Source organism: Providencia sp. PROV150 (assembly GCF_028481025.1).
GTDB classification, from domain to species: domain Bacteria; phylum Pseudomonadota; class Gammaproteobacteria; order Enterobacterales; family Enterobacteriaceae; genus Providencia; species Providencia hangzhouensis.
On record NZ_JAMPPJ010000002.1, the window covers coordinates 125,810 to 147,938 of the forward strand.

At 41.3% G+C, this 22,129-nt stretch carries 24 protein-coding genes; 12 read left to right on the forward strand and 12 right to left on the reverse strand.

Annotated features, from left to right (window positions below):
- The first annotated feature begins 1 nt into the window (after window position 1).
- Genes PSE83_RS02765 through PSE83_RS02780 form a run of 4 tightly spaced genes read left to right on the forward strand, consistent with a single transcriptional unit; the run spans window position 2 to window position 3,846 of the window.
- Window positions 2-913: a baseplate assembly protein gene (locus PSE83_RS02765; protein ID WP_272660636.1), complete on the forward strand. Its 912-nt coding sequence runs from the start codon at window positions 2-4 to the stop codon at window positions 911-913.
- The gene (locus PSE83_RS02770) at window positions 906-1,517 is read left to right on the forward strand and encodes a phage tail protein I (RefSeq protein WP_272660637.1); all 612 of its coding nucleotides are present in this window, start codon (window positions 906-908) and stop codon (window positions 1,515-1,517) included. The genes PSE83_RS02765 and PSE83_RS02770 overlap by 8 nt, the downstream gene beginning before the upstream one ends.
- Complete coding sequence (locus tag PSE83_RS02775; RefSeq protein ID WP_272660638.1) at window positions 1,514-3,226, forward strand: phage tail-collar fiber domain-containing protein; 1,713 nt, start codon at window positions 1,514-1,516, stop codon at window positions 3,224-3,226. The genes PSE83_RS02770 and PSE83_RS02775 overlap by 4 nt, the downstream gene beginning before the upstream one ends.
- Window positions 3,226-3,846: a tail fiber assembly protein gene (locus PSE83_RS02780; RefSeq protein WP_272660639.1), complete on the forward strand. Its 621-nt coding sequence runs from the start codon at window positions 3,226-3,228 to the stop codon at window positions 3,844-3,846. The genes PSE83_RS02775 and PSE83_RS02780 overlap by 1 nt, the downstream gene beginning before the upstream one ends.
- 59 nt (window positions 3,847-3,905) lie before the next feature.
- Here PSE83_RS02780 and PSE83_RS02785 read toward each other — a convergent pair whose 3' ends face one another.
- The gene (locus PSE83_RS02785; RefSeq protein ID WP_172767205.1) at window positions 3,906-4,358 is read right to left on the reverse strand and encodes a hypothetical protein; all 453 of its coding nucleotides are present in this window, start codon (window positions 4,356-4,358) and stop codon (window positions 3,906-3,908) included.
- A gap of 182 nt (window positions 4,359-4,540) precedes the next feature.
- On the opposite strand from PSE83_RS02785, the gene PSE83_RS02790 reads away from it, so the two are divergent.
- The gene (locus PSE83_RS02790) at window positions 4,541-5,551 is read left to right on the forward strand and encodes a protein NO VEIN domain-containing protein (RefSeq protein ID WP_272660640.1); all 1,011 of its coding nucleotides are present in this window, start codon (window positions 4,541-4,543) and stop codon (window positions 5,549-5,551) included.
- A gap of 51 nt (window positions 5,552-5,602) precedes the next feature.
- On the opposite strand, the gene PSE83_RS02795 is transcribed toward PSE83_RS02790, so the two are convergent.
- The 6 genes from PSE83_RS02795 to PSE83_RS02820 are packed head-to-tail and all read right to left on the reverse strand — an operon-like array spanning window position 5,603 to window position 11,105.
- Complete coding sequence (locus PSE83_RS02795; protein WP_272660641.1) at window positions 5,603-6,034, reverse strand: phage tail protein; 432 nt, start codon at window positions 6,032-6,034, stop codon at window positions 5,603-5,605.
- 3 nt (window positions 6,035-6,037) lie between these two features.
- A complete protein-coding gene (locus PSE83_RS02800) occupies window positions 6,038-8,908 on the reverse strand; it encodes a phage tail tape measure protein (RefSeq protein WP_272660642.1) in 2,871 nt (956 codons plus the stop codon).
- A complete protein-coding gene (locus PSE83_RS02805; RefSeq protein ID WP_319867245.1) occupies window positions 8,905-9,054 on the reverse strand; it encodes a GpE family phage tail protein in 150 nt (49 codons plus the stop codon). Before PSE83_RS02805 ends, PSE83_RS02800 begins: the two co-directional genes overlap by 4 nt.
- Window positions 9,054-9,356 carry a phage tail assembly protein gene (locus PSE83_RS02810; protein ID WP_272660643.1) on the reverse strand — a complete coding sequence of 101 codons (303 nt, stop codon included), beginning with the start codon at window positions 9,354-9,356 and terminating at the stop codon, window positions 9,054-9,056. The genes PSE83_RS02805 and PSE83_RS02810 overlap by 1 nt, the downstream gene beginning before the upstream one ends.
- 60 nt (window positions 9,357-9,416) lie before the next feature.
- A complete protein-coding gene (locus tag PSE83_RS02815) occupies window positions 9,417-9,929 on the reverse strand; it encodes a phage major tail tube protein (protein ID WP_004254594.1) in 513 nt (170 codons plus the stop codon).
- Between the two features lie 12 nt (window positions 9,930-9,941).
- Entirely contained in the window at window positions 9,942-11,105 is a 1,164-nt protein-coding gene (locus tag PSE83_RS02820) for a phage tail sheath subtilisin-like domain-containing protein (protein ID WP_272660644.1), read from the reverse strand.
- 158 nt (window positions 11,106-11,263) lie between these two features.
- Between PSE83_RS02820 and PSE83_RS02825 the strand changes: the two genes are divergently transcribed.
- From PSE83_RS02825 to yajD, 6 genes are all read left to right on the forward strand, one after another.
- Window positions 11,264-12,370 (forward strand): phage late control D family protein, encoded by a 1,107-nt coding sequence (locus PSE83_RS02825; RefSeq protein ID WP_272660645.1) that lies wholly within the window; start codon window positions 11,264-11,266, stop codon window positions 12,368-12,370.
- A gap of 45 nt (window positions 12,371-12,415) precedes the next feature.
- Entirely contained in the window at window positions 12,416-12,664 is a 249-nt protein-coding gene (locus tag PSE83_RS02830; protein ID WP_272660646.1) for an ogr/Delta-like zinc finger family protein, read from the forward strand.
- Between the two features lie 24 nt (window positions 12,665-12,688).
- Window positions 12,689-13,726 carry a DUF4238 domain-containing protein gene (locus PSE83_RS02835; protein WP_272660647.1) on the forward strand — a complete coding sequence of 346 codons (1,038 nt, stop codon included), beginning with the start codon at window positions 12,689-12,691 and terminating at the stop codon, window positions 13,724-13,726.
- 664 nt (window positions 13,727-14,390) lie between these two features.
- Entirely contained in the window at window positions 14,391-15,368 is a 978-nt protein-coding gene (locus tag PSE83_RS02840) for a DUF1852 domain-containing protein (protein WP_004254561.1), read from the forward strand.
- A gap of 29 nt (window positions 15,369-15,397) precedes the next feature.
- On the forward strand, window positions 15,398-16,429 hold the full coding sequence (locus PSE83_RS02845; RefSeq protein WP_004254558.1) for a methionine synthase: 1,032 nt from the start codon (window positions 15,398-15,400) through the stop codon (window positions 16,427-16,429).
- Between the two features lie 171 nt (window positions 16,430-16,600).
- A complete protein-coding gene (gene yajD / locus PSE83_RS02850; protein WP_004254555.1) occupies window positions 16,601-16,948 on the forward strand; it encodes an HNH nuclease YajD in 348 nt (115 codons plus the stop codon).
- Between the two features lie 197 nt (window positions 16,949-17,145).
- On the opposite strand, the gene PSE83_RS02855 is transcribed toward yajD, so the two are convergent.
- Entirely contained in the window at window positions 17,146-17,727 is a 582-nt protein-coding gene (locus PSE83_RS02855; protein ID WP_004254550.1) for a YebB family permuted papain-like enzyme, read from the reverse strand.
- A gap of 93 nt (window positions 17,728-17,820) precedes the next feature.
- Window positions 17,821-19,308: a MocR-like pyridoxine biosynthesis transcription factor PdxR gene (pdxR, locus tag PSE83_RS02860; protein WP_004254548.1), complete on the reverse strand. Its 1,488-nt coding sequence runs from the start codon at window positions 19,306-19,308 to the stop codon at window positions 17,821-17,823.
- A gap of 103 nt (window positions 19,309-19,411) precedes the next feature.
- Between pdxR and PSE83_RS02865 the strand changes: the two genes are divergently transcribed.
- The gene (locus tag PSE83_RS02865) at window positions 19,412-19,870 is read left to right on the forward strand and encodes a GNAT family N-acetyltransferase (protein WP_036957755.1); all 459 of its coding nucleotides are present in this window, start codon (window positions 19,412-19,414) and stop codon (window positions 19,868-19,870) included.
- 105 nt (window positions 19,871-19,975) lie between these two features.
- Here the strand turns inward: PSE83_RS02865 and PSE83_RS02870 are convergent, their stop codons facing one another.
- From PSE83_RS02870 to PSE83_RS02880, 3 genes are all read right to left on the reverse strand, one after another.
- Complete coding sequence (locus tag PSE83_RS02870; RefSeq protein WP_172767194.1) at window positions 19,976-20,515, reverse strand: NADAR family protein; 540 nt, start codon at window positions 20,513-20,515, stop codon at window positions 19,976-19,978.
- A gap of 99 nt (window positions 20,516-20,614) precedes the next feature.
- On the reverse strand, window positions 20,615-21,337 hold the full coding sequence (locus PSE83_RS02875; protein ID WP_004254533.1) for an amino acid ABC transporter ATP-binding protein: 723 nt from the start codon (window positions 21,335-21,337) through the stop codon (window positions 20,615-20,617).
- Window positions 21,324-22,088 (reverse strand): amino acid ABC transporter permease, encoded by a 765-nt coding sequence (locus PSE83_RS02880; RefSeq protein ID WP_004254530.1) that lies wholly within the window; start codon window positions 22,086-22,088, stop codon window positions 21,324-21,326. Before PSE83_RS02880 ends, PSE83_RS02875 begins: the two co-directional genes overlap by 14 nt.
- Window positions 22,089-22,129 lie beyond the last annotated feature (41 nt).

Sequence of the window (22,129 nt, forward strand, 5' to 3'; positions counted from 1 at the left end):
TATGGCAGCCAGTATTGATTTAAGTTTATTACCAGCACCGGATGTGGTCGAAACGTTAGATTTTGAAGTGCTCTTTGCCGAGCGCAAAGCCGCACTAATTGGTGCGATGCCAGCAGAACAACGGGAAGCCATCACTCGCACCTTAGAATTGGAATCTGAGCCGTTAACCAAATTATTGCAAGAAAGTTGTTACCGTGAACTGATTTTACGTCAGCGTGTCAATGAAGCAGCTCGCGCAAGTATGGTGGCTTTTGCCACCGGTGCCGACCTTGACCAACTCGCGGCCAATAACAACGTGAAACGCTTGATACTTTCGGAGGGTGATGAGAACGCTATTCCACCCATTACGCCAGTGTATGAGTCGGATTCCAATTTACGCATGCGTATACCGGCCGCTTTTGAAGCGTTAAGCGTAGCAGGCCCGATTGGCAGTTATGAATATCATGCACGGTCTGCCGATGGTCGGGTTTCTGACGCTTCTGTCATTAGCCCGCTACCGGCTCATGTCACCGTTACGGTTTTATCCCGCGAGGGGAACGGCAGCGCGCCGGCTGATTTAATTGAGAAAGTCGATATTGCCTTAAACGATGAAGATGTTAGGCCGGTTGCTGATCGTGTCACAGTGCAATCGGCAACCATCGTTAATTATGAAATTGACGCGGTGATTTACTGTTATCCCTCGCCTGAATACGAGCCGATTATGGCGGCGGCAGAGGAACAAGTGAAACGTTATGCGACACAGCAACACCGGTTAGGCCGTGACATTGTGCTCAGTGCGATTTATGCCGCGCTGCATGTTCAAGGCGTGCAACGCGTGGAACTGAAAAAGCCCACAGCAGATATCAAATTGGATAAAACACAGGCGAGCTTCTGCACACAAATTAACGTGGCACTAGGGGGCTCAGATGAATAATCGTTTATTACCTGTCGGCTCATCACCGTTAGAGATCGCGGCGGCTGAATCACTAGCCCAGATTGAGCGCGTGCCTATTCCTATTCGTGAACTTTGGCACCCTGATAAATGCCCCGTGCATTTGCTGCCGTATTTGGCGTGGGCGTTTAGTGTTGACCGATGGGATAAAAACTGGACGGAGAAAGCCAAACGGGATGCCGTTAAAGCCGCCATGTTTATTCATAAACACAAGGGCACCATTGGAGCATTGCGCCGCGTGGTTGAGCCATTGGGCTATTTAATTCGTGTGATTGAATGGTGGAAAACCAACGAAACCGCCGGCACGTTTCGCCTTGATATTGGCGTGCTTGAAACGGGTATCACTGAGGAAATGTATCAAGAGTTAGAGGCATTAATTTTTGATGCCAAGCCGGCAAGCCGTCACCTTGTCGGGCTGACTATTCAACTAGAAACCCGCGGTGAATTTTATTGTGCGGCATCGAGTTACACCGGTGACTCATTGACTGTTTACGCGTATACACCGCCTTTAATTTCGGTTTCTGGCCTTGATGTTCAAGGTGCGGCTATTCACTTAATTGATGAAATGAGGATTAATCCACAATGAAATACTTTGCCTTACTCACAAAATTAGGTGAGAACTTATTAGCCCAAGCGACAGCGCTAGGCACAAAACTTGAATTAACACACATGGCGGTTGGCGATGGTGGCGGGAGTTTGCCAACGCCGGATACCAATCAAACTAAATTAATTGCTGAAAAACGCAGAGCCGCCATTAACACATTGTTTATTGATGATAAAAATAAAAATCAAATCATTGCTGAACAAATTATTCCTGAACAGGATGGCGGTTGGTGGATACGTGAGATTGGCTTATTTGATAAAGCCGGTAATTTAATTGCGGTAGCAAACTGCCCCGAAACGTATAAGCCACAATTAGCGGAGGGGTCAGGTCGCACGCAGTCTATTCGTATAGTGTTAATTGTCAGCCACACTGAATCAGTAACGTTAAAAATTGACCCGTCAGTTGTTCTGGCAACTCGTGAATATGTGAATACTGAAATCACCGTGCTGGACAAAAAAATTGATGCACTATCAGCACAAACCAAACTGGATTTAAATAAAAAATTCGACAAGGCGAACATTTCAGGCGTCAAAGGCAACGATAACGATAAAGTGCCTAGTCTGCATTTGTTCACTACTGAAATTGGTAAACTTGCCGTAATTGGGTACAGCTATTCAAAAATTGAATCAGACGGCAGATATCAACCTAAAGGAAATTATGCCCCTGCGGGTGACTATGCAACCAATACAGCGTTAAAGAACGGGCTAGATGGGAAGTTTGATAAAGTAGGGGGAATTATAACGCGAGATGGCGAATCAATTACTATCAGAACAACAAAAAAGACTCAAGCGACAATAGGGTTTCGTGGAAGTGATAATGAATTGCGTGGATATATCGGAAATCCAAATGAATCAGATAGGTTTGCAATCACAAATCAAAAAACAAGCAAGTCTTTAGCTTTAACTGAAAATGGCAAACTAACATACGGCGGCATAGATGTGATGCTAGTTGGTGATTTTGGCTGGGGTGCGTCAAAAAAAGAAAACTCAATAAAAGAGACTGATTTTGGTATTAATAAACATAGAACATTTGGTGTTTTTTATCATGATTCAGATGCAAAAAACACACCGAATGGCCATCAATACGGCGGAGGGATATTTTTTGGTCGAGACCCTGCAGTATCTACTCATATGCTTTATTCGCCAGATTGGTCAAATCGGTTATATATGCGCTCTTCCAAAAGCGCATCAACGATGAATGATTGGGCTGAGTTTTATAGTACAGAGATTGCCAAATCCGATCGTAATGGACATTTAAAACGCACTAACTTTCCAGATGAATTAAGTGATTACCCTGTAGGTGCTCCGATTCCATGGCCTCAAGCAACCGCTCCATCAGGTTATTTAGTCTGCAATGGACAGTCATTTAATAAAACAACCTATCCACTTTTAGCAAAAGCATACCCAACAGGAATTTTACCTGATTTACGAGGAGAGTTCCTTCGAGGTCTTGATGCGGGGCGAGGTATTGATTCTGGTCGTGCTGCTTTATCATCGCAAGGTGATGATAATAAAGAGCATAATCATAACATTATATTAAAGAACGCGAGTGGTTCAGGTGGCTCAGAACAATACGCGCTAAGAACGTTATCAATCAATGTTAGTAATGCCACATATACAACCGAAAAATCTGGCGGCAAAGAAAGTCGCCCGCGCAACATTGCATTTTTATATATCGTGAGAGCAGCATAATGAAAAATTATAATTTAGAGATTGAACAAGCCGAAATAGGCGACAACGGTTTAGCAACAAAAGCAGGTTGGATTAAAGTCTATATTGCAGATCCACAAACGCGTGAATATTTAAACGCAAGCATGGAGAATATTTATTTTGATGTGAGTGTGTCGGCTGGCGCTTATATTGATGCGCCAGAATTACCCACAAAAGCTGGTTTTGCGGTGGTGCGTAGTGAAGATGGCTCTAAGTGGGAAATCGTAACAGATAACCGAGGGAAAACAGCGTACAGCACAGAAACACGCCAACCAATGGAAATTGATTTTATTGGTGATTTACCCGATACGCTAACTCTTTTAGAGCCGAAAACAGAATTTGATAAGTGGAACGGCAAAAAATGGGTAACAGATACTGAAGCTCAAAAAGCGGCATTAGTTGCACAAGCCGAGCAGGAAAAGACGCAGCGATTAGAGGAAGCGAATGCCACTATCACGTATTTACAAGATGCCATTGAAGTCGGTCTTGATGATGACGATTACCAAGCAAAATTAACAGCGTGGAAAACATACCGTGTTTTGTTAAACCGTGTTGATACTTCTACTGCCCCTGATATTGATTGGCCTGAAAAACCCGAATAACATTAATCTACTCTGAGCCCCAACCAATGGGGCTTTGTTATTAAAATATTTCTGTCAAATCAATAAACCTGAGTAGCACTCATCGAAACTTCATCGTATTCCCATAGTTCTACACCATTAGGAATAAGATGTTTAAATCTATTTACATAATATTGACCTAATGTTTCACCAGATTTTTTTCTTTTGTCTTTAAGTACAAACATTATTTTTCGATAGTCAGTTGGCGCAGAATGAAAATAAAACATAGCTTCATTCCATACTGTTAATTTTGCGCTTGGTACATTATTACCTGTTGTCCAGCGATGCGATTTACATTCAACTAAGATTTTTTGTTCAGAACAACCTAAATCAAACCGATGATATTTTTTGATTTTATCAACACCTATCATTACTTTGTGATTTTTTTCCAACAAAATGCCTTGTTTTTCAAAAAACAATTGAGCTTTGAGTTCAAAATCAAGGCCAACATGCGCATTAGATACAGAACCAATTCGTTGAAATGCTTTTTTCATTAGCAATAAACTCAGTAAAGTAATTTTATACTGCATAGTATGTTACATGAAAAATATATGAATACTAAATAGGAAACACAAGACAATAAATTGGTCTCATAGAATTAACGGCTAAGCAATTTATCTTACAGAATAATCATAATTAATGTTATAGAGTAATCATATATAAAAAGGAGAAATATATGGCGATTTTATTTTGTAATATTGGATGGATGGAAAATTACCGTGGAGAAACTACGGATAAAATAGTCAATGGTGGTTCTTACGTTAGTGAGATGAAAACAGGTCATGAAAACCGAAATTTTTTGGAGTTTGGCGGTAAATATTATGGTTACGTCAGGAACAGAGGCTCTTCTTTTAATTTAGAACGGATTTCAGGCAATGATAATATAAAAGAGCCATACATTGATGGTGTTGATGTTATCTGGTGCGCAACTAGTCCTAGTGATGGGAATGTTGTCATTGGGTGGTATAGAAATGCACGTGTTTTTAGGAATATTCAAAAACTAGATGAGAATACTGCTAAACCAAGAGCTCATTATGATGAAGAGGAAAGTTATTGGTTTGAAGCTGATGCAAAAGATAGCTTACTGCTTCCTGTAGAAGAACGAACTTTGAGAGTACCTAGAAATGGAAAAGGTTTAATGGGAACATCACCTTTTTGGTATGGGGATAGCCGTGAAGGCGCTGACTTTGTTGAACGAGTGAAGAGAATTATAAATTTAAGAACCTCTTTAATAAATGAACAACAAGACAGTATGACGCAAGAAGATATTATCTCTGCTATTTATAATAGTAATCCTGAGCTAAGAAGGAAAACAGAAAAATCAGCAGTTGCAAGAACGACGGAGTACTATGAGAAACAGGGTTATAGTATAAAAAGTGTTGAGCGTGACAATGTTGGTTGGGATTTAGAAGCATATAAATCTGATGAACTATTAAGAATCGAAGTTAAAGGTTTATTTGGCCTTGGCAAACAAATTCAGCTAACCCCCAATGAATATAGACACTTCTTAAAAAATGAATCTGATTATAGGCTTTGTATTGTCAATAATGCACTTTCTGATGAAGATTTTAATTTATATGTATGTTTTTACAGTTCTAGAAATCAATGTTGGTCAATTGAAAACTGTTCAGGTGGTAAAGTGAATTGGAATGAGTATGTTTCGGCAATAGTTCAAATTACTGCATAGTTATATTAAAAAAATATCATTCCAGTTGATAGAGCTGGAATGATAATTTGGTTATTGTATTGTAATCAACTCACCAACATCTACACCTGCCAGCCTTTCCCTAACATCCTCATTGACTCGACTCAATGACAACGTAAAATCTATTTTCTTTGCCTTACCATCGGTAAAAAATTCCGTTCTATCGGTGACTAAATTGGTGATCACATACATCCCATAAATGGTACCAGTGCCCTCAATCAAGGGTAGAGGGAGGGCAACATAGGCCGAGGTTTTTAACAATTCCAGCGACACATCACCGCCAGTCACTTCGGGGTAAAGCGTACCGGCCAGCGTAATCTTATCTTCACCTGCGCCCACATACTGCCATTTAGCACTACGGCCAACACGGTCATTTTTCACATGGCGCCAGTCAAGGGAATGGTTAAATGTTTGATAAGGGGCGGTGCGTAGCTCAAACACAAACATGCCATAAATCATCATCATAATTTAGTCCTGATCTTTTAAGCTGGAACGGCGGCGGCTATCACGTTCACGTAACAAGGTGGTTAATTGCTGTTTCACAATATCGGCAATTTCTTTTTTATTACTCATATCAACCCCGTAAAAATTCAACTCAAAAGTATTGTATTCCGGCTGCATGATTTGGCGTTCTGGCCGTGTCGGCGAGACTGCCACCGGTACCGCATTTAATTTGGGCTGAATAGGGGCTAAGGTATTAATCAATGCATCATTGAATTGTGGAAATAATGAGGTTTTTCTCGCGGCTATACGGGGCTCTTGATATAGCCCATTAACGGCCGTTACTGCAGGAAAGTTTTTAAACACAATATCGCCGAGTTTATTTCTATCGACACTTTCCGCGGCGTCACTTAATGCAGATTTACTGCCTTTGGCTTTACTCTTTTTCTCTGCGCCGTCATACACCAAGGTACCGTATTTTTCCGCATTATCTAGCGGGTTAATGTCATTGGCTTTTTGTTGTAGCTCGCTGTTTTTTTCCAATTGTTTACCGGCAACGGTGACGCTACTGGTGATTTTACTGGTTGCCTCGGCTTGCTGTTTTTGTGCCTGCTCGTTGGCCTTAGCGGTTTTCCCTGCGTAAGCGGAAACGGAGTTCAGCACTTTGAACGGATCTTTTTCGTTTGGGTCAACGCCCATGGCACGCGCCGCATCGGCGGCGGCTTCGGCTGCGGAGGGGATAACACCCAGTTTTTCTAATATCCAGCCAAGGCCTTTGGCGACTTGCTGAATGGGAAAAAATAGGGCGCTGATAGCTTTACCCACTACATCGCCGAACACTTGACCGGCTTCGGTGCACGATTTCAATTCTTCAGCGGATAATTGAACCGGTGACAGTAATTCTTTAAACCAATTCCACACCTTGCTGACCGCATTTGAAATGCTGTCGAATATTGGGGCGAACGGGGCAAAAGTAGCGCTGAAAGCCACACCAATAGGCGCGAGGGCAGACGTGAAACCATCCCAAAAACCGCTAAAAAAGGCTTTAATGGGTTCCCAATATTGATAAATTAATATCCCAGCGGCCACGATGGCGGCAACAAATAAACCCACAGGGCTCAATAACAAAGAAAAGCCGCCACCAATAAGGTTAATAGCACTACTACCCGCGGCCATTAAGCCGCCAAAACCTTGAGCTCCGGTAAGCATAAATAGACTAAGTCGCATCGCCGCAAACGGCACAATCACCGTGGCAGCGGCAAGGGCTAACGCGCCAAGCGTAGTGACTAAGGTGGCAATAGCAATCCCACCGACAGCAAGGGCTTGCGTCATTTTGGGATGTTCTTTCATCCACTGGCCAACTTTGCCAATGAAACCTGTCAATGATTGGGTGACACGGCGTAAAGGGGAATCGACATTTTCTTGAATTTCAATGCCGAGATCTTCCCATGCGGATTGCAACTGTTTCAGGTCACCTTTTAAGTTGTCAATTTTAACCTTGGCATTTTTATCGGCTTCACCCTCAGCGCCAATATTGGCTGTTTTCAGTGCGTCATAGCGCCCATTCATTACGGCATCAATGACGGCACCCATACCGACCATTGCTTCTTCGCCGAAAATATCTTTTTTCATGCGAATCTGGCTGGCTTGGTCAAACTTACGCATGCTTTTGCCAACGTCTTTTAAGATTTCGTCGGCGTCACGGAGTTTGCCGCTAGCGTCTTTAACACTCACTCCCAGTTTATCAAGGGCGGCTTGGCCTTTGCCGACAGGGGCAACCATACGGGATAAGCCGGCGCGGAGTGACGTACCGGCCATACTGCCCCGAATACCATTATCTGCCATGGTTCCCGCCATTGCCGCCATGCTTTCAAGGCTGACGCCAAGTTGTGCAGCAATCGGGCCTGCATAGGTCATGGTTTCACCGAGTTGGCGTAAATCGGTATTACTGCGGGTAAAGGTGGCCGTGAGCACGTCAGAAACGCGGTTCATGTCTTCCGCTTTTAATTGAAATTGCGTCAGAACGTTTGAACCAATGTCGGAAGCCTCACCGAGATCCATGTCACCGGCTAACCCCATGTTTAACACGCCACCCAATGCCGCCTTGATGGCATCCGGTGTAAAACCAGCCATTGCTAAAAACTTTTGGCCGGCTGCAACGTCGGTGGAGGTATACGCCGTACTGGCGCCCAGCTCTCGCGCTTGCTGACGTAACATGGCCAGTTGTGGCGAGTTTTTATCTAATCGGGTGAGAGCTTGAACCGTTGACATACCCTCATCAAAGTCTCGACCAGGAGCCGTGATCCGTGCGCCGGCATACAGCGCACCCGCACCGCTTGCGGTAGCAATCGCACCGCCAGTGGCTAATTTATTGCGTAGCTCTTTTGATTTTGCATATTGGCCTTGTGCCCGCGTCACCGCATTAAGCCGGCGGCGTTGTTCATCCAGTTGGCGGTTATAGATTTCAGTGCGTCGTGTCACTTGTGCCGTCGCATCGCCGCTTTGTCGTGCGGATATGCCGTGGCGGTATAATGTGGCCGTTACGGTATTGAGTTTTTGTTTTTCTTTGTCAAGCGTGCGGCCGTAACGGTCACGCTCTAACCGTGCAGCAGCCAAGGCTTTCTTTTGTTCTTCGGTTTGCTGGGTCAGCGGGGGGTATTGGTCACGTAACGCCTTAACTTTATTTTTAGCTGTTTCGTAGGCTTGTGAGTTTTTATTCACAGAATTAGAAAGCCTTTCGAACGTTTTCGACTGGCTTTGTAAATTACGGATTGAAGCGTGTGTGGCTTTGATTTGAGTTGCTAACCCTGCCGCGCTGCGCTGTGCAGCACTGACAGGGGATGATAACTTATTCGCAGCACTTAACGACACTTTGATATTTAAATTGCGGTCACTCATGATTCATTTCCTGTTCTGGCGGCTGCGCGTTTATGCCATAACAGGATTTCGCCAACCGTCATGGCGTCATATTCAGACGGCGCCCAGTGGAAAACGGTGGCGATATCAGCGATTAACTCGTCCGTTTCAATGTTCGGGCACTCAATTACTCGTCCGCGCTGTCTGTCGTCTCTTGCGGGGAGTTCGGTACTAAAAAATTAGCAATACCGGTGGCGAGTGCATTAAATGCAGGGATTGGAAGCAGTGAAACATCGCGCTCAGTCATGCGGGGTGACGTCACTCGCGGCATCAACTTAATCAGTGAGTCCACATCAGAGGTCATCACGTCATACAGTTTTAAGCCCCGTAATGCGCCGACTTGCTTCATGGTGTCGGTGATGGTGATTTCAGTGACTTCTTGCCCTGACTCTAATTTAATGGGTACGTCGAATTGAATAACTTCAGCCATGGTTATTATTCCTATTAAAATAAACGTGAAATGGGTGGGTAATTAAACCCACCGTGTTAATTAGTGGCCAATATTGGCGCGGTGTTTTTCTAGCATGTCTTTGCCGTTGACTTTCCACACCATGTTGAGCAAATCCACTTCAAATGATTCTTTGTTATTGATGGTGATTTTGCAGTAGGTATTTTTGATGGTGTATTTGTGTTGCGTGTTATCACCGGCTTTCGCACTGCCTAAATCCAATTCGGTAAAACGTCCGCGAGTTTGAATTTCACACGGAACGGATTCACCAGTTGAATCATTGTAGTAAGAGCCCGCAAAGCGGAATTGCTTACCGTCAATGGTGGCGCCCCAGCTTTCCAGCAATTCAGACATTAAGCCCCCCATAGAGGCCTCCATATCTAATGCACCAGAATCAAAGCCCATCATGACAGCCACAGAGCCCACCATACCGGCACCCTGATAATCCTCTGTTTTTAATGACAGCTTTGGTGGGGTGACTTCTTCTACTTGTCCAAGGTAGGTTTGGCCATCAATAAACAGGTCAAACATAAAAAGTTTTTTAGGCATACCCATAATTCAATTTCCTTAGCCCAGTTGGTCAAAAACAGCGAAATACTCGTCAGTGAATTCCTGCGTTAAAGACAGGTTTTCCAGTGGCGGTACGGGGGTGTACTTGTAGCGAATGTGCGCCTTACCATCGCGTAAATTTTCTTTCGGGTTATCCGATGGGTCATACCAACATTGGAACCCTAATAAACGGCCTTGCGTGACGAGTTGTGCGCCTTTGCGGTTGATCCCATCGACAATATCTTTCACCAATGAGGGGGTGAGTGTTTTGTCGATATAGCTAAAATGCGCCTCGGCGATCATTTCAGCCAAGATTTGTGCGGTGCGGGTATACACTTCAAAGGTATAGATTTCTTTGTCGCCGGTGCGATTACCCCAAATGCGGTACCCATCGCGTTTAATCAACGTGGTGATTTGGTGGCTGTTTAAATCGTTGGCGTCGGTGTCTTTACCTTGTAACGTCCAGTAAATATCCGCGCTAATACCCAAAACACCATTAACCGGCACGTTAGAAATCGACTTATGCCAGCCTTGTTCCGCATCAATCTTGGCGCGTAAACCAATGGCGTAAGCGGTGGCGGGGATAACTTCGTTTTGGCCACTTTCTTTGTTGTAGGCGATAAATTCAGGATAGATGATCATCACCTCGCGCTGATTGAAATCCTCGCGGTATTTCTTGGCTTCGGCGATAGTTTTACAGCCGTTTGCGCTGATATAGGCAAAGGCTTTGATTTGCTCGGCAAAAATCGCAAGCTGCATAGCAACCGGTTTAGTGTCCAACTTTGGTACCGCTAAAATGCGCGGACGCTCACCGATATTCGCTTCAGCGGTCAGCAGGGCATAAAGGCCGGTATAGCGGCCATCGTCACCCGTACCGCCAATCACTAATTGGTCTTGTGTCTTTTCACCGCCTTTCGCTTCGGCAACACGAACAACCACTACTTTTGGGCTGCATTGGTCATCAATCGCTTTCAGAGTGGTGTAAAGCGTGCCGGTTTTTCCTGCTTTACTCAGTACTGTTTTAATGCGTGTGACTAACACGGGGGTGTCTAGTGGGAACACTTCGGGATCGGCATCTTCTGCGGTGCAGACAATGCCAATCACTGAGGTGTCGATATCTCGAATAAGGGTGCTGAGGTCGGTGGTCTCATGGACTTCAACACCGTGATGATATACGGCCATCGTTATTATCTCCTGATGTCTATTTATCTTTATTCTCAGGGATGTTTGATAACAAATCATGTACTTAGGGTTCTCATAGGCACATGAGAACCACGGATGATTGCTCACCTACGCGCGCGACGACAATCTAGGTATATTAAATTGGCTAGGTGGTGAATATGTCTTTTACGGATTGGACAGAGGGGAATTTAGTTAAAGTTCCTGCCTTTGATTTAACGGTTGGTGGCGTGCAGCTCCTCGGCGTCAATGACCGGCTTATGTCATTAACATTAACGGATAATCGGGGTTTTGAGGCTGACACACTCGAACTTACTATCGATGATACTGACGGCAAAATTGCGTTACCGGCGCGTGGGGCTGAGATTTCCGTTTCCCTTGGTTGGCAGGGGGAAGCTTTGGTACACAAAGGGATATATACCGTGGATGAAATTAGCCATTCAGGCCCACCTGACCAAATCACGGTAACCGCCCGTAGCGCGGACTTTCGGCAAGACTTTAACGTCAAACGGGAATACAGCTGGCACGATATCAAAGTACCAGATGTGGTCAGTGCGATAGCGGGGCGTTATAACCTCAAGCCAGCGGTGAGCAAACAATTGATGCACATTGAAATTGACCACGCTGACCAGACCAATGAAAGCGATATTAGCTTTTTAACGCGCATGGCTGAAATGCTCGGCGCGATAGCCACCATTAAAAATGGTAGTTTATTATTTATCGTGCCTAATCAGGGAGTCACCCAAAGTGGTAAACCCTTACCTGTGATCACCATCATGCGGGAAAGTGGGGATAGGCATTATTTCAGGTTGGCCGACCGGCAAGCGTACACCGGCGTACAAGCTTACTGGTTAGATTTGAACTACGGTAAACAAAAGAAAACCAATCTTAAACGCAAGCAAAAACCCAAAAAAGAGAAGTCGAGCAAAAAAGAGGGGGATTATATTGAGGGCGCCGAGGGTAATGTTTTAGTGATGCGACAGACCTTTAAAAACGAGCAATCAGCCAAGCGAGCCGCCGCGGCCAAGTGGTCAAAATTACAAAGAGGTGTAGCAGAATTTAATATCACCTTAGCCGAGGGGCGCGCAGACCTTTACCCTGAGATGCCCGTCACGGTAACTGGCTTTAAACCGACCATTGATAGTCACCAATGGGTAATTAGCCGAGTGACACACACCATTGATGGGAACGGGTTTATCACCCATTTAGAACTGGAAATAAAAATCAAAGACATTGATATGACGGATGACGAGCAAAACGAAACATAATTGATTATAATAACGTCAGGCATACCCATAACCCAAGGTTATAAAATGGCGTTCAATTGTCCAAAGTGTGGCGCTGTGACTTATACCAAAACCAGTAAATCCATGAGCAGTGAAACCCGTAGAAGTTACCATCAATGCCAAAATATGTTGTGTGGCTGTTCTTTTACGACAATAACCTCAGTGGAGATTTATCTAACAAAAACAATCCCACAAAAGTTGCCAGAAGGGTTTGAAATCCCGATGGATAAGTTACCTAAATCACATCGGGGGGAGAAACAAGTGGAGATGTTTTAGTCATAAAATATTAGGTCATATAAGATGAATAAAAATAGTATAGAGTATTTATACCAACATTATTTACCAGAAAGTTATCTTAGATACTTTATGTGCAAGGAGGGAAAGAGTAGAACTGCACCTTATGCGTTTAATAAAAAAATAGCCGAAAAAAATCCAAGAGCTATAAGTTACAAGCCGTTAAGACTAGATAAAATGTGTGGTGAAAATGATAGGCATACAATGGTCATTAATGGTGATAGAGAAGTCTTCATCGAGAAAAGCTTTAGCGAGCTAGAACAGGAATACCATCGTTTTATCCAGTTGATTACTAAGTATTATTCTATGGTTCGGAAAAAGTTTATACAAGAAAAATATTGTTATAAACACAACCTAATTTATTCATTAAAAAAAATCAATAAGCTTAATTATACAAATTTAAATCCTGTTTTTTTTCCTATTTATGATGTTGATTTGATAAAAATAATTAAAATTAACATAAGAGCCTTAGTTACAAGGAACAAGAGTTTAGATGGTGAATTAAATGTCAAGAATTACAATGGCTTTGATGAAATAAAGAAAATGCTTATAGATTTTGCTGATACTATAAATAATAAATTTGGGGAGGATGTGATAGATGAATACAGTAAGTTGGAAATGGAGGAAGAGTTAAATCTGGTCAGCGAACTTGAAGATGATGATGATGTGAAGTTAAAAGAAGAATTCACTCGGGAAGCTATTAAAATAGAAAGGTATTTGTTGAAAATATTGAGTGATGAATATTTTGATTTTGATGGCTGCGCTATTTATTTACATCGAGTTAACAAAAAAGACATGATTATAGGTAGTGACACCCCATTTTTCAAACAGAAATCAAAAGGAGTTGTTTCACTTATATTTACGTTAACACCTAATTTTGTTCTGATTTTTGTTCCGAAAAGTATTATTCAACGTATTACTAATGCGGAAAAATTAGCGGATTCAATATGTAGGATGAATGTTAAAAATGCTGACGAATTCGTATTTTCAAATAATCAAAAAAAGTTAATTAAATATACAGAACACTTAGTTAATATAACTTGATATTAAAGCCTCTTTTGACAAGAGGCTTTATAAGTGTGGTCAATATGTGGACATCAACCATTGACTAAATCCATTTAAATCAATTGTTTAACTCACTTTTAGAACGCCGCACTTAGCGCATTTGACTACCTCATCCGCACAAGTACCAGAACCGCTGAATAGGTGTAATTTACTTTATATTCAGTGAGTTGTAGTCAAAAGGCACTCGGGGGCGAGTGCCTTTTTTTTGTGCATAATACTGTGCCACCTTTTATTATTGTAGTTAATTTTAGTTAGTAACTTAGACTGTATGACCTAAGTGTTTTCTAAATGCACTAAATAAATTTATTTCACTAACCAATGTTTAAGTCTTCGAGTCGAATATTCATCCCCTCTAGGAAATTGTCCATATAATATACTTAACATCATGAATTATAATGAAAAATAATATTTCTTAGTTCTTCGTCACATAATTAAAATAAGTGAAATAGATGATCATGAAAATCGTTCATGTTCGAAATGAAATTAAGTCGCTTTCACTCAATCAACAGCTCTGGCATAAATTAGCTAACGAGGAAAATTAACTTATCTACAACATAAAGATTGATGAATGGGCAACTAAAACTTCTAAAAAATCAAGAAGTCAATTGAGTTTCCATCTTGGAATTTAGGGTGTGACGAGACAATGAACAAAAATTTTACATTTACGATTAAAAGTAGTCTTTTTGATGAAAATTATAATCCTTCTGAAAATACACGTATTACAACTAACTTTGCTAATTTAGCCAGAGGGGAAAATCGCCAAGAAAATTTGCGTAACACGCTTGTCATGATGAACAACCGTTTCAATACATTAGCCTATTGGGATAACCCTAAAAGCGACCGTTATTCAATCGAGTTGGAAATTATTTCTGTCGAGATGAGTGTTGAGGAAAATAGTAATAGGTTCCCTGTGATTGAAATATTAAAAACTAATATTATTGATCATAAAACAGGTGAACGAACTGAGGGTATTGTCGGAAATAACTTTTCATCTTATGTGCGTGATTATGATTTTAGTGTTTTATTGTTAGACCACAATAAGGACCAAGCAAGCTTTAGTATTCCAGAAAACTTTGGTGACTTGCATGGGAATATCTTTAAATATTTTGTAAATTCTAGTGAATATAAAGCGCATTTTAGTAAGGCGCCAGTGATATGTCTAAGTGTCTCAAATAAAGATATCTACCATAGAACTGGGAATCAACATCCTATATTGGGGATTGAATATCAGCAAAATGGGGCTTCATTAACAGATCAATATTTTAAAAAGATGGGATTACAGGTTCGTTATTTCATGCCTCAAAATAGTGTTGCACCGCTGGCATTTTATTTTACGGGAGATCTGCTGAGCGATTACAGCAATATTGAATTAATTAGTACGATTAGCACGATGGAAACATTCCAGAAGATTTATCGGCCAGAGATTTACAATGCGAACTCCGTTGCGGGGCAATGCTATCAACCGAGTTTGACGAATCAAGATTATTCGCTAACAAAAATTGTTTATGACCGCGAAGAACGTAGCCGATTGGCTATTGAGCAGGGAAAATATACAGAAGAACATTTTATTGAGCCCTATAAGCATATTCTAGAGCAATGGTCTGCTAACTACGCGCTTTGATTAATTATAAAAATTTAAGGTCAATTATTATGAAAACATTATTACCAACATCTACCGCGGGCAGCTTACCAAAACCTTCTTGGCTTGCTGAACCTGAGACGCTTTGGTCTCCTTGGAAGTTGCAAAATGAAGAACTCATCGAGGGAAAACAAGACGCATTGCGCTTATCCCTTGAAGATCAACTACGTGCTGGGATTGATATTGTTAGCGATGGCGAGCAAACACGCCAGCATTTTGTGACGACATTTATTGAACACCTCAGTGGTGTTGATTTTGCAAAGCGTGAAGTGGTTAAAATTCGTGATCGTTATGATGCGAGCGTGCCGACGGTGGTTGGGGCGGTTGAACGCCAAAAACCTGTTTTTGTGGAAGATGCTAAATTTTTACGTAAGCTAACAAAACAGCCGATTAAATGGGCGCTTCCTGGGCCGATGACGATGATTGATACACTGTATGATAACCATTATAAAAGTCGTGAAAAACTGGCATGGGAGTTCGCTAAAATATTGAATCAAGAAGCAAAAGAGCTTGAAGCCGCGGGCGTTGATATTATTCAGTTTGATGAGCCAGCTTTTAATGTGTTTTTTGATGAAGTAAACGATTGGGGGGTGGCTGCGTTAGAAAGAGCCATTGAAGGGCTGAAATGCGAAACAGCAGTTCACATCTGTTATGGATACGGCATCAAAGCTAATACTGACTGGAAAAAGACACTAGGTTCTGAGTGGCGGCAATATGAAGAGGCTTTCCCAAAATTGCAAACTTCAAATATTGATATTATCTCCTTAGAATGTCATAACTCCCATGTTCCTATGGATTTAATTGAGCTTATTCGCGGTAAAAAAGTGATGGTGGGGGCGATTGATGTGGCTAGCAATATCATCGAAACACCAGAAGAAGTCGCCAATACGTTACGTAAAGCGTTGCAATTTGTGGATGCTGATAAACTTTATCCATCAACAAACTGTGGTATGGCACCATTATCTCGACGGGTCGCAACGGGTAAACTTAATGCATTAAGTGCAGGGGCTGAGATTATCCGTAGAGAATTGTTGAATAAGTAATCTAAGTAAAAACTAACTAATAAATGAGCCCGGAGTTGATGACATGCCCTATAAAGTTGGCGAGTCATCATATCTGGGTTTTTTGTTGCTTTGAGTTTCTTTTTTTGCTCTGAATTGAGGTATATTAGGCGTATTATCTCAAAATTACTATTTTTAATAGGAATATCGGCAATGGCTTTGATCCCTAAAAACTATGCGCGATTAGAAAGTGGCTATCGTGAAAAAGCACTTAAAATTTACCCATGGGTTTGTGGACGCTGTACTCGTGAGTTTGTGTATTCAAATTTACGTGAATTAACTGTGCATCATATCGACCATGATCATACCAATAACCCTGAAGATGGCAGCAATTGGGAACTATTGTGTTTATTTTGCCATGATCATGAGCATTCGAAGTACACAGAAGCTGAAATGTATGGCACTAATGTCGTGGCAGGGGAAGATGCACAAAATGATATTGAAGCAGCAACTTATAACCCGTTTGCTGACTTGAAATCGATGCTAAATAAGAAAAAATAATCGCGATAACCCACGCAATTCCAGTACAGGTAGGCAAAGTAAAGTCTCTAATAGAAGAGGCTTTACTATAATAACTGGCTATTACAGCAAATTTGTTTAATGGCGATGCAATGCTTATTGATTGATAAAGATTAAGGCATCATGTTAAGCCACTCTTATATACGTTGAGTGGCTTAGTCAAATATCAATATCGCTAATTAATGAATGTCATCATGGCTGCGATAAATTAATGATAATTCAGGGTGATGCCATAAACTTGCAGGAGTAACAGTTTTACGTTCCCATGGAATTTGCCCAATAAACCATAACTTCCAAAAATTTAATTTTGCATTCGGGTTTTTAGTTAATAATTCCTTGAAGGTTTCTAATTCCCCTATTTGAACTGATAACGCAGATTGATAAATATCGAAAACAAACTTTGAACAAAACTGCCTAGAAGACTCATAATTAAATCCCGTGTGATAAAACTTATTTAAACGAGCAGGAACTTCGGCGACTAATGCGGATTTTTGTTCACTTGTTAATGTATGGGAAAATCGGCGTACACTGTAACGATTGTCAGACGAACGGGCAATAAACCGCGATAAGGTCGTGGTTGTTGAAAGGGGAACGCGACTTTCTGCAATTAAATAATCTTCACCATTATGACCTACAATCATGCCAACATGGTTACTCCAACATAAAGATGCCGAGGCTATTTGGCGAAATAGCTCAGTCCCAATACTGGTAAAGACAACATCGCCAACTTCGTACTCATGGGGATAATTTATTTTTGTCATAAAAGTACCTCAATATAAACAATGCTATTAAGGTACAGTTATAAAGATTAGAAAAATTCTAGCTATCGGATAAACGCTGAAAATCATTTTTGTTTAACTAGGGTATATATTACTCAATTGTTCACTGAGTAATTTTATATTGCTAATTATCTCGTTTTCACAATGGGCAGCATAGCCAAATAGAATTGCATTTTGGTGAGTACTTTGAATACAGTAGCGTGATAGCGGTTGTGCGCCAAAGCCCAAGAGACGGCATTGGTTAAGGATCACGTTAATATCATAACCGTCTTTCACCCAACAAACAGTATGAATGCCTGAATCTGTCATCTGTACATTAAATAGGTGAGGGAGATAGTGATTGATGGCATTGATAAAAGTATTTTGCCTCTCGTAACATATCTTCCGTATTTTTCTGACATGGCGTGCATAGTGGCCTTCTTGGATAAACTGAGCTAAAGCGGCCTGTTCTAAATAACCACAGTGGCTATCACTATAATATTTCATCATGGTGAATGCCTCACTCAGAATTTCTGGCACTATTAAAAAACCTAAACGAAAGCCGGGGTACATCATTTTAGAAAATGTCCCTGCATAAATAACACGTTGATGATTATCTAAGCCTTGCAATGCTTGAATTGGCTTTGATAAAAAGCGAAATTCACTATTGTAGTCATCCTCAAAAATCCATGCGTTGTTTTGTTGTGCCCAATCCAATAATGCTAAACGCCGAGGTAAGCTGAGAGTTGTGCCCAGAGGGAACTGGTGAGAAGGCGTGGTATAAATTAATTTTGCTGTTTTATGGTGTTTCGCACCATATATAATATCCATTCCTTCTTTGTCTGATGGAATAGCGTCAATATCAGCACCAGCAGCGGTTAAAATAGCTCTCGCACTATCATAGCCAGGGTCATCTAACCATACTTTATCCCCTTGCTGTAATAAGACTTTTGCCGCTAAATTAATGGCTTGCTGTGTTCCATTAACAATAATAATTTGTTGCTGTTTACAATGAACCCCACGAGTCGAACGGACGTAATCTACCAATAAATCTTTTAGTGGTGCATACCCATCAGGGTGATTAAAATGCGTAATAATTTGTTTGGACTTACGCCAAACTCGACCCAATAATCTTCCCCATAATTCATGCGGGAATTGGTCCACACAACCAATACCGATATTAAACATTTGGTGTTTGTTGGTATTTGGACGCGATTTTTCCCATAAATTCGATAAAGTGGAAACTCTAGGATTCAGATTTAATGCAGGATATCCAGATTGGTCACCCTGTTTAGTGCTACTTATGGCACCAATTAATTCATCAGGAATATGGGGGGAAACATAAGTCCCTGAGCCTTTTTGGGAATAAAGGTATCCTTCATCAATTAGTCGTTCAAACCCAGCAATTACCGAATTTCGTGAGATCGCCATCATTTCTGCTAATGCTCTAGAGGAAGGAAGTTTAATTCCAGCAGCAATACGTCCATCTAAGATGGCATTACGTATTGTGTGATAAACATTTTCTTTAATGTAACCTTTTTCAAGTAATAGTAATGGGAATTGGGCATGCTGTTGGCGTCGCATAAAGTGGATCCTAAATAAATAACAAAAGTGTCTCTTATATAGAGCCAGATTGCTAGGTACTATAGCGCCATTATGTAATATGTCTACAAATGGAAGGGTTATTATGAGTAAAACATCATTACCAGTTACAGTGGAATTTGTTGCGCCGGAACATTACCCAGAGTGGTTAGTGTATTGGTTAGAGTATCAGAAATTTTATAAGGTAGATTTAAGTGAAGAAATTACCTTAAAAGCATGGGAGCGCTTTTTTGATGAGAGTGAGCCGATGTACTGTGCTGTTGCGTTGGAAAATGGAAAAGTTGTTGGTTTTGTGAATTATTTATTTCACCGCTCAACATGGGCTGAAAATGATTTTTGTTACCTTGAAGATTTATATGTGACGCCAGAAATGAGAGGACGTCATGTAGGAAAACAATTAATTGAATTTGTACACGCACAAGCGCAAGAGAAACAATGTGGCCGTCTATATTGGCATACACAAGAAACCAATTTGCGAGGCCAAAAATTGTATAACTGGGTGGCAGAAAAGCCTGGGGTAATTGAATACAGAATGCCTTTATAATAAAGCTCAGTAGTATATTCTATATTTTGATAAAAAAATGACGGGCCCGCTGTTTAATAACAACGGGTTTTTCATTTTATCAGAAAATAAGCAAAAATTAGAGAGTTAATTGGCTAGCTGACTTCTAACATCCATTAATGCGAAACCGAGAAGGTTTAACCCTTTCCATGTTAATGGGTTTTCAATATTTTCACTATCTTCGGCAAGGCCTATTCCCCAAATTTTATCGACGGGGCTAGCTTCAACTAGAACACGTTCGTTTGTGGAGAGTAAAAACTGTTTTAATTCTTCATGTTGAGAGAATTTTGCCATATTAGCGCTGACAACAATAGCAAAACGGTTTTCATCCCAAACATCTTGCTTAAACCCACGAACTTCACGACCAAATGCTTTAGCCGCTCCGGGATTTGGTGCATGAATGATTTTATCCAATGTTTCTAAATCACCAAATAAGCGTGCTTTTTCGGCCATCATGAAATGTTCTGCACTGGCAAAGCGGTGGTTATTAACAATAAATGGGGAAGGGTACCATTGGCTGAAGCAGCTTTTTGTAATTTGATTTTGTTTGGTTTGGTGGCCCCAGAAGAAAACATATTTAAATTTTTTCCCTGAGCGGTATTGTTTGCAGAGGCTTTTGATATCCATAAATTAATCTTTATTAAGAGCGAATATTCTTAGCGTATCGATAATAAAAAGACCTGCCTATCAGAAAAACCTGCTTAGCATACTAAGCAGGCTATAAAATTAAAGTACTTTACTTAGAAACTCCGCAGTCCGTGGGTTTTTAGGTGCAGTAAAGAGTTGTTCTGGCGTGCCTTCTTCTTGAATAATACCTTGGTCAATAAACAAGACTCGGTCGGCAACTTCACGTGCAAACCCCATTTCATGGGTGACGATAACCATTGTCATACCTTCATTTGCAAGGGTTTTCATCACTGAAAGAACCTCACCAACTAATTCGGGGTCAAGTGCAGATGTCGGCTCATCAAATAACAAAATGGATGGTTGCATGGCTAACGCTCTAGCAATAGCGACTCGTTGTTGCTGCCCACCGGATAAACTGGCTGGCCATGCATCAATTTTATCTAACAACCCTACCTTGATCAGAAGTTGTTCTGCTTGTTTAAGTGCCAATTCCTTTTTTATTCCTTTCACTAAGGTTGGCGCCATCATCAAGTTTTCTAACACGGTCATATGGGGGAATAGGTTAAAACGCTGAAACACCATCCCCACATTTTCTCTCATTTTATTTAAATCAGTTTTAGGATCATGAACGTTAAAACCATTGACTTGAATTTCTCCCCCGTCAGGGCGTTCTAGCGCATTCAAACAGCGTAAAAAGGTACTTTTTCCTGAACCAGAAGGGCCAATGACACAAATAACTTCTTGAGGTTTAACTTCACAAGAAATACCTCTAAGTACATGAGCATCACCAAATTTTTTTTGTAAATTATTAACGTAAATCACTTCTGCCCAACCTTCTTTCCATATATTGCACCAACTGAGCAAGTATAAATGTCAGCATCCAATAAATCACAGATATTGTTAAGTAGGGTTCCCAGTAAGTTGCGTAAGCTCCGGAGACCGTTCTTGCAGCATAGGCGAGATCGGCCAAACCGATTGCGGAAGCGAGGGATGAGTCCTTGACAATTGCGATGGCATTATTTCCCAGTGGGGGAAGAATGCGCCGAAAAGCTTGCGGAAGAATCACCTTGCGCATTGTTTTTGCCCAACTCATACCAAGCGCACGCGAAGCTTCCATTTGCCCTTTATCAATGGATTGAATACCCGCACGGAATATTTCAGAGACATAAGCTCCTGAGTTTAAAGTAATTGCAATGACGCAAGATAGAAATGCACCGTAATCGGAGCGGAGCATTTTAGCGGTATCAACAGACATTAACCCTGATGTAACAAATAAGCCATCACGAGGGTTAATAAACAGTGGCACTAGGGCAAAGTGAACAACCATTATTTGAACAAATAGTGGAGTACCACGAAAGGCACTGACATAGAAGCGAACCGGCCACTGTACAAAATAGTGTAAAATAGGTTTCCAAATCCCTTGTTCAGCTTTGGCAGTTCTGCCTAAACCGAGGGTTAATCCCCATAGTGAGCCTAAAATAACGCAAATGATGGTTGCTTTTATCGTCATCATTGCGCCTTCAGCAAATAATGGAGCATACTCTTCAATTATTTCCCAACGAAACGCAGACATCTTAATTTTCACCCTGATTTAAAACGTGAAAAAGCCATCCA